This is a genomic window from Simkaniaceae bacterium (genome assembly GCA_021734805.1).
Taxonomy (GTDB): Bacteria; Chlamydiota; Chlamydiia; order Chlamydiales; family JACRBE01; genus Amphritriteisimkania.
Map to the genome: position 1 here is coordinate 1 of JAIPIG010000036.1, position 15,530 is coordinate 15,530.

General features: G+C 43.1%; 9 protein-coding genes and 1 rRNA gene. 3 read left to right on the top strand and 7 right to left on the bottom strand.

Annotated elements, in window-relative coordinates; genetic code table 11:
• Window positions 1-2,174: hypothetical protein (locus tag K9M07_07035; protein MCF7852976.1), on the top strand; the 2,174-nt coding region annotated here is incomplete at its 5' end.
• A 5-nt stretch (window positions 2,175-2,179) separates the two neighbouring features.
• On the opposite strand, the gene yajC is transcribed toward K9M07_07035, so the two are convergent.
• The 3 genes from yajC to K9M07_07050 all read right to left on the bottom strand — a co-directional run bounded on the left by yajC (window position 2,180) and on the right by K9M07_07050 (window position 4,661).
• Entirely contained in the window at window positions 2,180-2,536 is a 357-nt protein-coding gene (gene yajC, locus K9M07_07040; GenBank protein ID MCF7852977.1) for a preprotein translocase subunit YajC, read from the bottom strand.
• Between the two features lie 219 nt (window positions 2,537-2,755).
• On the bottom strand, window positions 2,756-4,117 hold the full coding sequence (rlmD, locus tag K9M07_07045) for a 23S rRNA (uracil(1939)-C(5))-methyltransferase RlmD (GenBank protein ID MCF7852978.1): 1,362 nt from the start codon (window positions 4,115-4,117) through the stop codon (window positions 2,756-2,758).
• A 148-nt stretch (window positions 4,118-4,265) separates the two neighbouring features.
• Window positions 4,266-4,661, bottom strand: a complete 396-nt coding sequence (locus tag K9M07_07050; protein MCF7852979.1) for a histone — start codon at window positions 4,659-4,661, stop codon at window positions 4,266-4,268.
• A gap of 252 nt (window positions 4,662-4,913) precedes the next feature.
• On the opposite strand from K9M07_07050, the gene K9M07_07055 reads away from it, so the two are divergent.
• Window positions 4,914-5,822, top strand: coding sequence for an aminotransferase class IV (locus K9M07_07055; protein ID MCF7852980.1), 909 nt, complete (start codon window positions 4,914-4,916; stop codon window positions 5,820-5,822).
• On the opposite strand, the gene K9M07_07060 is transcribed toward K9M07_07055, so the two are convergent.
• The 3 genes from K9M07_07060 to K9M07_07070 all read right to left on the bottom strand — a co-directional run bounded on the left by K9M07_07060 (window position 5,754) and on the right by K9M07_07070 (window position 13,883).
• Entirely contained in the window at window positions 5,754-10,250 is a 4,497-nt protein-coding gene (locus K9M07_07060; protein MCF7852981.1) for a filamentous hemagglutinin N-terminal domain-containing protein, read from the bottom strand. The two genes, K9M07_07055 and K9M07_07060, sit on opposite strands and share 69 nt — an antisense overlap.
• A gap of 1 nt (window position 10,251) precedes the next feature.
• Entirely contained in the window at window positions 10,252-12,666 is a 2,415-nt protein-coding gene (locus K9M07_07065) for a BamA/TamA family outer membrane protein (GenBank protein ID MCF7852982.1), read from the bottom strand.
• 149 nt (window positions 12,667-12,815) lie between these two features.
• On the bottom strand, window positions 12,816-13,883 hold the full coding sequence (locus tag K9M07_07070) for a hypothetical protein (protein ID MCF7852983.1): 1,068 nt from the start codon (window positions 13,881-13,883) through the stop codon (window positions 12,816-12,818).
• 278 nt (window positions 13,884-14,161) lie between these two features.
• Here K9M07_07070 and K9M07_07075 point away from each other — a divergent pair, with 278 nt between their 5' ends.
• Entirely contained in the window at window positions 14,162-15,268 is a 1,107-nt protein-coding gene (locus K9M07_07075) for an MC/SLC25 family protein (GenBank protein MCF7852984.1), read from the top strand.
• Between the two features lie 122 nt (window positions 15,269-15,390).
• On the opposite strand, the gene rrf is transcribed toward K9M07_07075, so the two are convergent.
• Window positions 15,391-15,505 (bottom strand): 5S ribosomal RNA (gene rrf, locus K9M07_07080).
• Window positions 15,506-15,530: the final 25 nt, after the last annotated feature.

Below are 15,530 nucleotides of genomic sequence, written 5' to 3' on the forward strand. Positions count from 1 at the left end.
CCCTTCAAGCCCTTCGTCAAAAAGGGGAAGAGATCTACTCTCAAGTGTTTAGACGCACCGAAAATGATGATACCCCCTCTCCTCGCGCTGTCAGGCCAACTCCTGTTGCGCGCTCTGTTTTACCACAAGCGACACTGACGTCGTTGAATGCTTCTCATCAAGAAAGCGCACTTCAACAACGGGTAGAGCAACTCACCTCTGCTTGGGAAGAAGCTAAGGAGGATTATCAAGCAACAACAATGGAATGCAATGCTCTTCGGTCAGACATTGAATCCCTTAAAAGAACCATTCAATCATCGGAAGATTTATTTCCTTTATGTTCTGAACAAAATGAAATCATAGAAACGCTTCGAGCTCAGCTTGAAACGACACAATCTGAAGCTAGCACCCTCCAAAATCAAATTCAAAAACTCAATGCTCGCTTAGCTAGTGCGGCGCTTGCGCCTCAGAGCGATAACAGATCTGATGAAATGACAGGTGATGTAGAACGACTAAGAGAAGACCACAAAAAAATACAGCGTGAACTCGCTACCGTTGAAGAGCGTGAACAAGGCTTAAAAGATTTACTCCAAGAGCACACCGAACAGCTACAAACGAAAGAGATTCAGATTCAACACCTGACTGAAGAGCTCCAAGATGTTTCAAGCCAACTTCAACAGGCTCAAGAACACTTAACCGCCCAGCGCGCTGTTTTTTCTGATGATGATGCATTGTCAGAGCTTTCTGATCATTCCCCTGCTGAGATTGAAAGATTAGAAGAGCTGAAAGTGGCTTTAGAAACTGAAATTTCTGATTTACGCGCATTGAATTCGAGCCAGAATATTTTGATCACATCCCAACAATACACGGTTGATGCAAAGCAGACTCTAATCAACGATTTAAAGCAGCGCCTTGCTCAAATGCAACGCCAATTAGAGCGCAAAGAGGTAGCTTGTCAAGACGCTGAGCAGCGTTGTAAGGCAACGCCTCAAATCAAGGCACTATCATCCGAAATTGAATCCCTACAAGAAGCAAAAGAAGATTTAGAGGCTCAAATTATTGAGTTACGACAAGGATCTGAGCTTGAAATTGACTCTCTCAAGACCACTTATACAACCGCGCTAAATACGCTTGAACACTCATCTCAAGCGCAGAAAGATAAAATTCTTGAATTAAAGACCCAACTTGCTGAGATGAAACAGGATTTAGCTTTCAAAGAGCATGCCCTGCTCAAATCTGAGCGACAGCTTGAGGCCATTCAAGCAGAAATTCATCCCGTACTAGATGAGCTTAGACAAGTTGAAGAAGAGTTAAAATCTAAAGAAGCTCAGCTTGCATCGAATCGCAAAGACATGGCAGAACTGATTTCAGAACTCGAGGGTGTCGAAAAAACACTGCATGAGGCCCAAAACGAATTTGAATCCCGGTTAACGGCTCAAGAGGAGCTCGTTAACACATTAACAACTGAAAACGCAACATTAAAGGGACGTGTTGCCACTTTTGAAGACGGCGAAAGGAAGAACACCGAGGCGATATGGGGGGCATTACGCGCTCTGACAGAAGATCCAACTGAATGGGCTGAATCTAGATTAGGCGCCCCATCACCTCAACCCCGAACACCCGATCGGATCATTCCAAGATTGACAAAACAACTGGAAGAGATACAGGAGGAAAACCAAGCATTGAAAGATCAGCTTCGCAAAACTGAAGAAATGCTTAAAACCCCAAACTCCGATGAGGCTACGGCTGAGGATAAACTTTTTTTCCAAGATCAGATCGATCGCTATTCCAAAGTCAATGATACTGCATCTTCAGATGCGGCCCCAATAGCGACAAGAAATTTTAAAACCGTACCCGATTTTCATGATCCTAGCGCGCAACTTGAAATGAGCCGCAAAGATTTTGATCGCATTGTTAAAGGCCTTAAAACCGAAAGCGAAGCACTGCAACAACTCCTTAGGGATGCCATTGCTGCCCGTGCTCTCCCATCATCCTTGGATACAGGTACGGAAATTGGTTTTAAGTTGGCTATGGCAGGCTTGAGAGAACTCATTATTCCTCAAACAGCAGCGGGTCGCACGACAACTGCGGATGAAGAAATCATGGCAAGCCGGACCCGAATACGCCGAACTCAAGGGCTGATGAATTTTGCTAAGTTCATCTCAACAACCTCTCCAAAATTAAGCAGGCAATAACAACACTACTTAGATTCGGCTTCTGCTGACCCTGTTGCTTTCGCTTCTTGTGCCGGAGTAATGATATCCGTGACGGCTTGTTTGAGCACTTCAATCTTAGTTTCATCGCAGCTTGAAATCACGACCGTATCCGTATTGACTTTTGTGATCGTCCCTACAATACCCATTGCCGTAACTTTATCCCCTTTCTTTAAGGAGGTGCGTTTTTGCTCAAGATTTTTTCTCCGTTTTTGCTCCGGTCTCCATAGGATAAAATAAAAGAATAAAAGAGCTACAACCACCATGATGATGGTTTGAGTGATGTTTTGTTTGCCTTCTGCAGCGCCTTGAGTTGCATCAGCAACAAATGGTAGAAAATACATTGGATTATCCTTGATCGTCTGAATTTTAGAATTAACTCCGATTATAACAATGTCTTGTATTTTAATCTCGACTTTGTACATTTTTTCGGATGCGAGTTTTGCAAGATTTTGACATACAATCGGTTACCAATTCCTGCAATCGGCTTGAACATGCCATTACAGGAATTGGTAACTCACCTTACGCAAAAATGAGGGTTCAGAGAGTGGGGCAAAGCCGGATCAAAATGAAGTGGTCCGAATGAGGAGGGCAATATTTTCAACATGCATCGTATGAGGGAATTGATCGATAGGCTGCAAAGCAATCAGCTCATAGTTAGGTAAGAGGCTCTCTAAGTCTTGACGTTGAGACTGAGGGTTGCAGGAGATGTAGAGCAATTTTTTAGGGCCCAGCGCAAGGATTTGCTCAATCACAACCAGACCTAAACCGTTACGGGGAGGATCCACGACAATCACATCGACTTGATTGTGGATCGACCGGAGCGATGTCTCAACATCGCCGTCCAATGCAACCATATTATGGACATTGTTGATTTCGTGATTGATCTTGGCATCTTGTGCCGCTTGCTCAACAATTTCAATTGCAATGATCTCTTTTGCAAAAGGGCTGAGCCCCATGCCGATTGTTCCAACGCCTGAATAGAGATCGAGAATCGTCTCATCCCCCCTTAAATCGAGGAGCTTTAATGCTTTTTGCACGATTTTTTCAGCTTGAGCAGTATTGGGTTGTAAAAAAGAATAGGGAGAAGCCATCAGGCGAAATAGCTTTGATTGCCCGTTGAAATTCACGGTGAAGTGCTCTTCAAAGCGCTCTTCCCCAAGTAAATGAATCAATTCAAAGCGGGTAGACTCACCTTTTTTTGTGTGTTGGATATTTAAAAAGAGAGAAAGAGAAAAGGGCTTGAGCTTTTCAATCAGATTCTTTTCATCTGCCGGATGAAGGCGTGAGGAGAGTGTTAACATCACTTGCATTGCAAGCGTTTGCCGGGAGGCCCGAATCGTGAGCGTGCGCAACTGGCCTTCCCCTCTTGTTGCAGCAAAAGCGGGGCAATCTGACGCATCCCACCAGGCCTTGACCGCATCGAGAACGTCAAGCGTCTTCTCAGAGCAAATATGACATGCCTCGAGGTTCATTACCCGCCCTTTTGTCCCCCATTCAATAAGCCCTAAAAAGCGATTGCCCTCTCGATCTTGTGAAAAGGTAAACTCCATCTTGTTGCGATAACGCCAAGGCGTGTCACAGGGAATGATTGGCTGCACTCGATGCGGCGCAAAGAGCTTCTCAAGCCGTTTTTGCTTGAGGATGAGTTGATCTGAATAGTTGAGGTGCTGTAAACGGCATCCGCCACATTGGGCGGCATGAGGACACGGCGCACTGCAGCGCTGCGGAGATCTATCTAGAAGCTCAACCAATTTGCCGATAAACTGCTTGCGCCTCCGGCCCACGACGCGCAATCTGACGCGCTCATTTTCACAGGTACCGGAAACGTGGCACTCATATTTTCCACGCAAAAAGCATACCCCATCCCCCTTTGAAGAGATGCTCTCAATTGTTTCAGTGACTTCGCCTTCGATTTTTCGCATGCAAAGAGCATACTTTAAAACCGAATAAAAAAATAGGAGATATCAACTCAATGCTATCTCCTACAAAGATCGGTTATTCGAGATATGCAGTCTCATATAACGGTCATTATTGTATCGAATTAAAAGAATGTTTTAATTCGACTTAAGATTAACGTCTTCTAGATGTCTTTTTTCTAGAAGTTGTTTTTTTAGCTGTTTTTGTGCGTGTTGCCCTCTTTTTGACGGGTGCTTTTTTCTTAGCTGCCGCTTGAACTTTTGGTGCAACTTTTGCCTTTGGAGCAACTGCTTTCGCTTTAGTTTTTGCTTTTGCTTTTGTTGCAGACGCCGGTTTATCAGTCACTTTCGTTTTAACCTCTTTTGCTCCGCCTGATTTTTCCCATTTAATTGATTCTCTTCTATAAAGTTTTCCAACTTTTTCTAAACGGATAGAGTTAGTGCGAACGCGTTGAGAAGCCGCTTTGTTCCCTTTAACTGCCTTTTCAATATCGTTATTGATGCATGATAAATATTGCTTCATCTGATCAATCGTCTGTTGTAGTGCCATGATGACTCCTTGAATGGTTATTTTGTGGTCTACATTTATTGAAATATTGTGTTTGTTTATATCTTTTCAATAATTTTTTAAAAAAAATTTAATTACATCATTATTTAAAAACAGAAAACAAACGAAAAAAGCATTTCCCAGGTAAGCCAAAGAAGCTTTTAGCCCCTCAACCAAAAGATGAAATAAATGCTGTACAATTTAAAAATTAGTGGTAAATTCCTCAGAAAAAATCCCAATAAAAGGATCCTACTTATGACACGCGATCTGTTTGTGATGATTAATGGACAAGAAGTTCACTCAGACAATGCTGTGATCTCAATCTTTGATTTGGGGCTGACGCGCGGATATGGGGCCTTTGAGCTCCTTCGCACCTATGGAGAAAAGCCTTTTAAGCTGGAAAAACACATTAAGCGCTTAAACTATTCGGCGCAAGTTTTAGAAATTCCTTTTAAAATATCTGCTGAAGACATTGAAAAGAGCGTTCACTGTTTGCTCCAAAAACGTTCCGGAAAAGAATCTGTCATCCGATTGGTTTTAACGGGTGGCCTCTCCTCTCAGAGGCTCATGCCGGAAGATAATCCCACCTTAATTATCGCTGTCTATTCAGTGGAAGAAATGACACCTGAAGTCTACCGGAGTGGATTTAAAATCATGACAACGGACACGCTACGCAGTTTACCTGAAATCAAATCGACCTATTACGCCCTCGCCATTTTGGCCATGAAAAAAGCGCATCGAGAAGGCTTTGACGATATTGTCTATTATTTACCCGACGGGCGAGTCACCGAATCTTCAACAAGCAATCTATTCTTCATTAAAGACCAAACGCTTTATACACCCAAAGAACACTTGATGAAAGGAATCACGCGCGACGCCATTATCGAGTTAGTCTCGCCGTTTATGCAAGTCAAAGAATGCGATATCCATCGCGATCAGCTAAGGGAATTTGATGAAGCTTTTTTAACGAGCAGCGTCAAAGAAATCATTCCCATCGCTCAAATCGATGGCATCACTTACCGCTCATGCGATCAAAAGAGTCAAACGCGTCAAATCATGAAAGCCTACCGGGACCTCGTCTATCATGGACTTTCATCAATGGGTTTGAGCGATGATCACATCGCGAGCCGTCGGCTGAGTGAGTCGCCCTCTTTGACGCTTTAACACTTCATTGTTATTCTCTTCATTTAAAGAAAAGGCGCTCCTGAAGTTAAAGACGTCCCATAACGTCATAGCCTGATATGATAGCGGTTCTTCATCAATTTGATAAAAGAGCTGTGATACCGCGGTGTTGAGGATATTGAAGACCACTTGTCCCTTAAGTTCCGTAAATTTATAGTAGACGGTATAGGGAGGCGCATATCTGCCATATGGGTAATAAACAAACTCGCGATCATTGGCATCTTCGATCCCTTTACTTCCCGAAAATCTCACGCCGTTGAGTAGTCCTTGAATGGAATTACTTGTAAACTGCGCGGTGTAAATTTTAAGAGGGGCATTGGAACATGAAACGCTCGTATCGGGAGCGCTATGAAATCCACCACTTCCGTACTCATAAGGAACGGGAAATAGGCTATCGCAAATAACGGTAATAGGAATATTTGAAGGCGTTTGCAAATAGGAATTGCCTTCTAAATAGACACTCACACCTGCATTTAATTGCATATATCCACTGCCACCGGTGTTAATTTTTACATAGTTTCCGTCTCTGATAAAAATATTATTCGTAAAGGCATTGAGAATCATATAATTGTAAGAAGAAATATCCGAATAACTATTTCCTGAGCTGATATAGATATCTCCTTGATGTGCACTGATTTCAGTCACGCCGCGTGAAGTGACAAAAACTTGTTGTCCATTATTGGTGCCAAGCGTTGTAAATTGAAAATCTCCACCGGCATTGGCTCGAATATTTCCTTCCACTTGAGTGGAGATGCCCGCAGAAGAAGTGGTGCCGGTTCCCCCTGTGATCGTCAAATGCTGATCTTTGCCAAAAGCTTCGATATCGATGTTTCCACTCACTTCCGTCGTTATTTCCGCACTGGAAGAGGTTCCGGTTCCCCCTAATATATTGCAGCCTGCACGCACTTTAATATCAGCCCCGGTTCCACTTGTCTTTAATGATGCGTCAGACAGCGTTCCGGATCCCCCTTGGATGGTCAAAGTGTCTGCATTAAGGCTAATATCTCCATTGGCGTTTGAGCTCATAATATAGGCCAAATTACTTCCCGTTCCGGAGCCCCCGTTGATGTTGACATTACCTGAAGTTGAAATCGTAATCGCACCTCCCACATCGATGTAGGCATCGGCATTTTTCCCCGTTGTGACTGTCCCTCCCGTTAATTGGACATCCCCACTCACATCAATACTCAAAGCTCCATCACCTAAAATGGAAATATCCGCATAGGATACCGTCCCCGAACCACCGACTAAATTAACACTTTGTGCAGGTAATGCCGTATATTGAATGGAAATATCCGAATTCCCTTCGGCAATGATTTCCGCTACCGAATCTGCACCGATTCCCCCGGTGACTGATAAACCGGCATTGATTGTAATATCGCTATTATTCCCAAGTGTTTTGATATAGGAAGATGTTTGTCCTCCATCCCCCCCTATTAATTCAACGCTCGTTCCGGTGAGCGTTAAGGGATGACTATCCCCTGTTGTTTGTAAATAAACGTCTTGATTTCCCGTTCCGGTTCCCATTGCCGACAAATAAAAGTTTGTTGCTGCAATGGATTGAGAGCCATGACTCAAAATATATGTCGGACGTGATGCTGCACCGCTTCCCTCCGAGCCGTTTAAAATTAAGTCCCCACTTGTAGTTATCGTAATATTGCCGTTGTTTGTCGAAAGATACGCTTGAGCATTGGCTTCACTTGTCAGCGTGATATCCCCCGGTTTTTCAACAGTCATAGAACCTGAACCTTGAACACTCAAATAGGCCTTACCGCTTCCTGTTGCCGCACCATAAAGGGCCATCTCTCCCGTTCCCGAAAATGAAATGGGCGCATTAGATCCCAGTGTCGTAATATAAGCATCTGAAGCATTGCCCGCCGTGAGCGTGATACTGCCTAAACGTCCGCCAATCAATGAATTATTTCCCGTTGTTTGAATATAGGCCTTTGCGTTATTAGATCCACTTGAGCCCGCCGTTATATTCAATGCACTTGTATTTGCATCAAACGTAATCGGTGAATCATCACTATCTGTGACAATATAGGCACCGGAAGTACTCGTTACGCTACCCCCTCCCTGCAGAGTCACCGCGCCATTGGAAAAATTAATCGCACCGGGATTTTGACTTGTTGCGATCACTACGGAATTATCCCCCCCACTAGCCCCTCCGGTAAGGCTAATGGATCCAACGATTTGAATTAATCCCTTATTGCCAAGAGTGGCATATCCGACATCCGTACTTGTCCCTCCTTGTAGGATATGTGATGTCCCCTGAATAATCAGAAGACCTGCATTCAACGGTTCAATAAAAACGGAGACATCCTGATCTCCCGAGCCCCCATACATTTCTAAATTACCCGTTAGGATCATTTGACCATCGATTGTTGCTATCCAAGATCTAGCCGCCTGTGATGAAGCTCCTCCATTAAGGACAATGGATTCAGATGTGATATTAACATGCCCCCCGGTTGATTCATTAGAGATATACGCATCGGCTTCAAGCGGATTCAGCTCAACGGCTTGAAATGCTTTTTGATTTCCGATGTTAATATCTCCATCGGAGGTGATAACATAGGCTTCTCCGGTCTCCCCGGGCGCTGCACTCAACGTAATACCCGATGCAATATGTATATACCCGTTATCTGTAATGGGGTTGATATTGATATCGCCCTTAGCACTGATCTGAACATCCTGATTATTGGGAGTTGTCAGCATTAAATCATCTGTTGCAATATTGATATTTCCGAGCGTCGCAAATAATCCGAATTGCTCATATCCTCCACTTGAAGTGGCCGCATCAATCAATAACGTGTTATTCGCCGTCAAAGAGATATCCCCTTCATCTGAAATCACATAATTAAATGTTGGAATGGTCAAATCCATTGTAATATTATTTTGAGCCTCCATTACGATATCGGCTTGTGTTCGAATCGGACTGGCAATATGGATATTATTATCGGCTCGCATGGTTAACGTATTCGATCCGATATAAATATAATCAATGCCTAATGTAATATTGCCTTGCTCTCCATAGGGGGTATTCGTAATAGACGTATCGATGATCACATTGGCCGAGTCAAGTAAACTTTGGATTTGATCGGGGTCAAGTTCAACACTTGCTGAGTTAAATACAAATTCAGTGCCATCCGGTGTCGATCGTGTTGGGACGATATTCCCCGTATTTGTAATTGTCACATTGCTGGGATCAATGCAAACGGTGCCGGCAACTCCATTAGGAGCGCTTAAATCTGTTTTTCCCCTTGGAATGGGATGAGAAAAAGATGAAATCTCGTAAAAACCGCCATCCCCACCGTCGCTTCCTCCACGGGCTGAAACACGCGCGTCATTGACGCAATATTCATTCCCCCATAAATAAATGGACCCCCCATTGCCATTGCTCTTTGCATCGGCTATCAGATGGGAGTCTCGATCAAGCCATATCGCACGCGCTTTTTGGACATCAAAGCGATTCTCATAGTCTCGCCCCATTTGAATCAGGCCATCGCCCTTTTCACCGGATACGTCAATGGTCGCATGATGCGCTTCCATTTTATTGCCGAAAAGATGGATTTCTCCTCCCTTTCCATCCCTATGATGGGCCTTCATATTCCCTTCAATGACAATGCGGCCGTCACCCGCATCACAAAAAATCATGCTATCCAGCTCATCAATCGATATGACTTCCGTATTCCCGGATAAATTCATCGCAAGTGCATAGACATTGCCATCTACACTCACTTGATGCTGAACTGCTTCAACAACTCCCGCATGGCTAAAGCCGCAATCGAGTTTTTCATCCTCTTCCACATGGATCTTTTTTTTCACATAGATGCGTTGAGATGCATCGGGTTGAAAATAAACTTCCATGCCGGCTCCGCAATTCACGCTCCCTTTAGGAGCCGACAGAGATCCTTGATTATCAATTTGCATGGCAACGAATGTAATATCTTTATTTCTAGCTTTAACTTGGCCCTGATTGATGATCGCCGCTTTTGACTCGCCACTGAGCAGCATCTGTTTTCCCTCTAAAAACATTTGATTGGGCATATCGAGGGTGGAGGCGAAAAAACCTCCTACATCAATCACCCCGCTTTTGGAAATAACAATCCCTTGAGGATTGATGAGGAATACATTCCCGTTTGATTGCAAAACGCCGTCAATTACGCTTTTGTGATGGCCCACCACCCGATTTAAAAGAGATGAATGGTGATCGGGCAAACAGAATCGCGCCGTTTCTCCGGGCCCAATAGAAAAATTTTCCCAATGAATAATGCTATTGTGATCGGCATTGACAATGAGCTCAGCTCCATTATTTTTAAAAACGGCATGGCCGTGCATCACTTGGGGTATTGAGGGATTCCCCCAGAGAGCACTGCAACTTAAAATGAGCAAACTCAACTGCTTTTTCATTTTAAAAACTCGCCATTGCCATAAAATGTACCATCGCAGGTCCACCGCCATAAAGGCTCGGATCGCGTTTGATCTTAATTCCAACATCAGCTCTTAAGAAAAGATAAGCCCCGATTTGATAGCGAAGCCCCGGACCCGCACCAAATAAAAACTGCGTTTTGGGAGCCATCACGAGACTGTTAATTCCCTCATAGTCAAACATGTCATTTTTTACCCAAGTGCGTCCATAATCACAAAACAAAACCAGCTGCCATAAATCTTCTACAAGTACGCCTTCTTTTGAAGCTCTTGGCTTTATGATCCCATTCATTGCAGGTAATTTAATTTCGACTGATGCGAGAAAAGCCTGATCTCCGTTGAGCTGCCTCTCTTCATACCCCCTCACCGTTTCCATCCCCCCAATCCCAAATTCTTCGGAAGGCAAGAGTGTCATCGAAGAGAGTTGCCCTGCGACCTTAAAAGAAACTTCTCCATTGCGGCCAAATAAAAATTTCTGAAGCCATTCGCCTCTTCCATAGACCCATTTGTTTTTAGCGCCATATCTCAACGTCTCATAATCGGCATTTGACTGATCATTAAAAATCTGCCCGGGCGACCAGTATCCATTCAATTCAAATGAGGTGAGCCAATGGACTCCTTTCCACTCGGCTTTATAGCCCATCACAATCTGACTTAAATTCACCGTCTGTCCAAACTGGGGATAATCTTCGACAAATTCAAGTGTGTTATTCGTCCGTTTAAAATCAAAACCGAGACGGTACTCGTGAGAGATATAACGGTTATACATGGGAAGAGGAATCGTATAGCGCCCCGAAACTTGCGAAGAGCGCCCCTGACTTTGTGCAAAAGGAACCGGCATCGGAACACGCACGGTTGAATATCCCCCATAAAACTCTAAGATGTTCTGCCATGGCAGCGGGATAATATATGATCCGGTAAATGAGCGGTACGCCGTGGTATCTTTTGATGTTGTGAATTGAAATGAGATGATTTGATCGGCGCCAAATAAATTCCCATAGTTAAATCCGGCAAAGATGCGGGTTCTCTCAATCAACTGCAGGCCCATATTGTCCACACCGACATAGGGTCTAAAAGGCATTTTTTCGCGCACGATGAGCTCGAGATCCGTTGTTTGGTAGTTCAACCCCTCACTATAGACAGCTTCTACGGTTCGAAAAGGATTGCGATTGACAAAATCGATACTCTGTCTAACGAGTCTCTCATCAATGACCTCATTCGGCTGTAATTGCACATATTCTTGTAAGCGCTCATTGGAGAGCCAAACATTTCCCCTTGAAGTGACTTTACCTAACTTGCCCTGAACGACGAGTAATGAAAGCACTCCCTGATTAATCGCTTGCCTTGGAACAACTACTTTCGTAATGGGGCGATCATTTTGAACAAAATAATTCTCAATGGTCTCGATCAGCTTCTCCAGGACCTTTTTTGTCAGAGGTTTATTTAAATAAATGGGCGTGATGAGTGCATCGAGCTTCGATACTTTCCCGGGAACTTTTAAGTTCACCACATGAAATCCGGCTAAATTCGACGTATTGACTAAATTCATATCCTTGACATCGGAGAAAAGGACAAGGCCTTTCGTTTTGGGAATAATCACACCGGTGGGATAAGCATTGACCCAAGATTTTTGCCGTTCGACCTCTTGCGCCGGTAGGCTTCCCTGACTTTGCTTACGAGAGCGCAATTTGGGTTGTGGAGCTGTTTCTTTAGGGTAGCTCTCCGTTGCTTCATCGGGATTCAGTGTATTGAGATCGAGCACACGGGGGCCCGAAGGCTTTTGATTGTCTTTTAGAGGTTCCACCTCTTGATTGAGATCCACACCGGCACCCCCAAGAGACGGGGCACTTTCTCCTCGCTCACGAATCTCTACTTCCTGATTGATATCGTCAGTAGGTTCTGAAAAGACGCCCTGCCCTATGCCCGATTGACCATTTTGCTGCTCTATAGATTGAGGCTGATTTAAATCACTCCCCGCCCCACCAAGAGCAGGTGCCATTTCTCCTCTTTCTTGAATATTGACATCTTGATTGATATCTTGATCGTAATCGACATTTCCATGGCCCCGGTCATATTCCACATCATCGACATCAGCCGGATGTTTATTGAGATTTGTTCCCGAACCAACCCGTCTCTCTTCATTGGGATCGGTGTCGATTGCTTCCTTTCCTTGTGGAGCTAATGTATCAATTTGATTTAAGCTTCTCGACTTTTGAGGAAGACCTTGATCTCGAATAGGCTGATCTTGCTTGGATTTTTTTTGCTTCTTTGTTTTTTTTTGATCTGTCGGTTTAGGTTGAACGGGATATTCTTGCCCCGGTGCGTTTGGCATTTTGGGAAGATCCTTATCTGAAACGGAAATCACCCCCCCATTATTTGCTCTCAAAGAAGAAAACAAACAAATCCCGATCAAAAAAAACTGAATTCCAAGCTTTAACATCAAACAAAAAAATAAGTTTTTATAAAATCAATATAAGAAACTCCTTATAACTAAATTTTTGTGTTTAAATCTAGTGCTCCGTCACAATTAAAATTTTAGGATATCTTCTAAACCAAACGTGATGGAATCGAGTTAAATACAATCTTTAAAGGAAAACTCCTTCCGGTATCACTGATCATATCTGCCGTGATTTCAACTTCTCTTGCGGGAAAGCGCATCAAAGAACAACGTGACGGATCAATCTGCAATACACCTTCGACTGCTTTGTCTCCGAGCCAAGTTGTTCCGGACTTTACAGACTCATTTTGAAATAAAATATGCCTATCTAAGAATTGATCAAATATTTTACTTTCGATTTTTTCTCGAAAATCACTCATTACCTGATCTAGTTCCCCTGAGGAAACGAGAACTTTCATTCGAATCACGTATGCATTGATACGCATCCCATCACAATAAAAGGGAATGCATTCAAATTTTTTCTCAATTTCCAACCACCTATTTTGTGCAATATGATATGCCGATATGGCCCCCCATAATGCATCTAACACATCTAGACGTCCTGCAGTTGATGACAACGACAAAAAAGTCATTGTTGAAATGGCTCTCATTAAATCGCTCACCGCTCTAATTTTTTGAGAAGATAAATGACTTGTTCTGAATTGAATCAATTCCTCAAAAGTTCTAGGAACTAGCTCAGCCGAGTCGGCATCAAAACCCTCCGTATCATCATCGTACACTTCATCATTTCGAAGATCATTTCTAGCCACTGAAGCATTTTCAGCCGGTTGGGCGTCACGAACAAAATCAACCTCTACTCTTCCTTCGGGAACCGTTTGCTCTGATTTAAAATGTTGGTTGAGTAAAGATAAGGTCTTTTTGGCGATGAGATAGATAAGATAAGCCGGCGCCACTGCATATGCGCTCAATAACGTCACCCCTAAAACCCCAATCGTGCCCGAATAGTTTGGATTTCTACAAAGTTTTAAAAGGGATTCTCCAATGTGAAAACGCTGCTCAATGGCATAAAGAGCTCGAATATATGCAATAGATGAGGCAAAAACGGAACTTACAACAGCAATTGTTTCATCCTTATAAACGACAAGCGAACTACCCATCCCAAAAAAGGCTTGAGAAGTTGAAAAAGCCGTTCCTAAGTTTGGATTCAAACTAGTCATAGCACCCCTAATAAAATTTTTAATTGAACGAGGGAAATCTTAACAAAATATTAATTATTATCCCAAGAACTAACTATATAAAATTCGAATTTTTATATATATCACTCATTTTCAACGACTTAAAGAAGTTATTTTTAGTTAATTTAATGTGTAAAATAAATTTAAACTATGGTATAATAATATTTTAAATATAATAACAAAAACTAATTATGACAAACTCAATTAATAATATAGCGTTTCAAGTCCCATTCAGGGCACCTTCGCTTAGGCTTCCGAGAATGCGCCCATCTGAAGTCTGCACAGCCTTGATTAAAGCTCTATTACCTAACATAGAAGGCATGGCAAGATCACTTTCTGAAACAGTGATCGATAGCATGAGTCGATTTGTCACTCATCATTCAACGTGTCACAGTGAGCTGCATATTGACTATGCAGACCTACAGCCTCATATCCGCCTAACTCCAACGCCCGTAGTGCGCCTATCTGAAAAGGAAAGCGACCCCTCGATGGGGACCCTGGAGTTTTCCGAACCCGCAATCATTGGGGCATCCCAAGTCTTTAACGCCTCAACCCCGCTCAATAAACTTAAAGGGCTTTTCTCAACGATTCTCTCATCAGCCCTTCGACCTACCATTTCAAACCCTCTAAAAGTGCTGTATGAGCGTAAAATGGCATCTAGCGAAAGCTATCGTCAAATTTTAATCGATCGCAACACGTATAATAAAATGCCCATTGTCTTTGGCTACGAAATGATGAAAGCTGCAATGGTTATGCCTCTACTCATGTTTGCATGTAAACCCATTGCAACCCAAGTGGCAGAATATGTCATTCCTAAAAAAGAAATCGCTGCACCCGAAGATCATTTATTGCGCAAAACAACCCAAGGCATTGTTTTAGGGACATTATCATCCCTTGTTGAAACAGCCTATTTACCTTGCGAAAATTTCTTTACACTTCTGAGTTTAAAAGCACAGGACGCATCAAAACCACAATTAGAAATGATCAAAGAAGCTTTTATAGAAGCCAGAAATGAGGGTTATAAAGGAGTCCGACTTCAATTTTCCCGCATCTTTTTAATGGTTGCACCGACAATGCTTGCAGGTTCACTTTGTATCGATCCTAAAAATCCTCTTTGGAAAAATATGGTGATTGCATCAACTATTTCAGTGACGGCTCAAATGGCCGTGACTCCCCTTAATGCTATACGCATCACAATGCTTCAAATGCATTCTAATCAATCTACTGCCCAAACAGCTCAATTGATTCTCAAAGAAGAAGGGATCAAAGGGTTTTATAAAGGCGCTTCAGCTGTCATTATAAGACAACTTATCGGCGGTCTCTTTATGGGAAAAGTCTACGCTGAACTTGCCAAAGAAACACACTAGTACGCCATCGGGTGTACTAGCCCGCATTTCTCATAAAGTTGGGGAGGAGGGCTAGCCTCTGTTCAATTCAAGCAAAAAAAAAGCCGAACTAACGTAAGCTAGTTCGGCTTCAAATAAAAAAAGTCTGGCAGCGACCTACTCTTCCATACTCTTGTGTATAGTACCATCGGCGATGAAGGGCTTGACTTCTGAGTTCGGGATGGGATCAGGTATTTCCCCTTCTCTATTGCCACCAGACAAAACTTTTAGATCATTATTATCT

Bases quoted from the DNA above. Each gene is read 5' to 3' on its own strand.
- K9M07_07075 (MCF7852984.1), top strand. From the start codon at position 14,162: ATGCGCCCATCTGAAGTCTGCACAGCCTTGATTAAAGCTCTATTACCT.
- K9M07_07070 (MCF7852983.1), bottom strand. From the start codon at position 13,883: ATGACTAGTTTGAATCCAAACTTAGGAACGGCTTTTTCAACTTCTCAA.
- yajC (MCF7852977.1), bottom strand. From the start codon at position 2,536: ATGTATTTTCTACCATTTGTTGCTGATGCAACTCAAGGCGCTGCAGAA.
- rlmD (MCF7852978.1), bottom strand. From the start codon at position 4,117: ATGCGAAAAATCGAAGGCGAAGTCACTGAAACAATTGAGAGCATCTCT.
- K9M07_07055 (MCF7852980.1), top strand. From the start codon at position 4,914: ATGACACGCGATCTGTTTGTGATGATTAATGGACAAGAAGTTCACTCA.
- K9M07_07060 (MCF7852981.1), bottom strand. From the start codon at position 10,250: ATGAAAAAGCAGTTGAGTTTGCTCATTTTAAGTTGCAGTGCTCTCTGG.
- K9M07_07050 (MCF7852979.1), bottom strand. From the start codon at position 4,661: ATGGCACTACAACAGACGATTGATCAGATGAAGCAATATTTATCATGC.